Below are 378 nucleotides of genomic sequence, written 5' to 3' on the forward strand. Positions count from 1 at the left end.
GCTATGTTGGCACGCAAAAGGTAAAAGTTGATACGCTTGCGGCACAAAGCGTTGGTGACCAGATCACCGCACACCTCACAGAAAATCAACCGTCAGGCCTGCCGCTCAGAGCAAACGAAATACTGACTATTGATTTTTCTGAGTATCAACAAGTGCAAGTAAGAGTAAAGTTTGCCTATTCTTCCGCCAAGCAAATCGTAGCACCGCCTGCTAATGTAGAGCTGGTGGGGCCAAATCAAGGTAATGTGATCTCATTGCAGCCAACGCAACCGCTCTATTACGGCATTAAACAAATCGAGACGCGACAAGGACTATTGCAATTACGTTGGCTCAACCCTCTATCGGGGCAAAGCGTGAGCGTACGTCCGCAATACTTTG

The 378-nt window shown here is 47.9% G+C and carries 1 protein-coding gene; it reads left to right on the forward strand.

Features of this window, described 5'->3' with window-relative positions:
• Nucleotides 1-378, forward strand: a 378-nt coding sequence (locus CWC11_RS22515; protein WP_138684290.1) for a hypothetical protein, incomplete at both ends; no start/stop codon positions are given.

This window comes from Pseudoalteromonas sp. S3178, assembly GCF_005886985.1.
Taxonomy (GTDB): Bacteria; Pseudomonadota; Gammaproteobacteria; order Enterobacterales; family Alteromonadaceae; genus Pseudoalteromonas; species Pseudoalteromonas carrageenovora.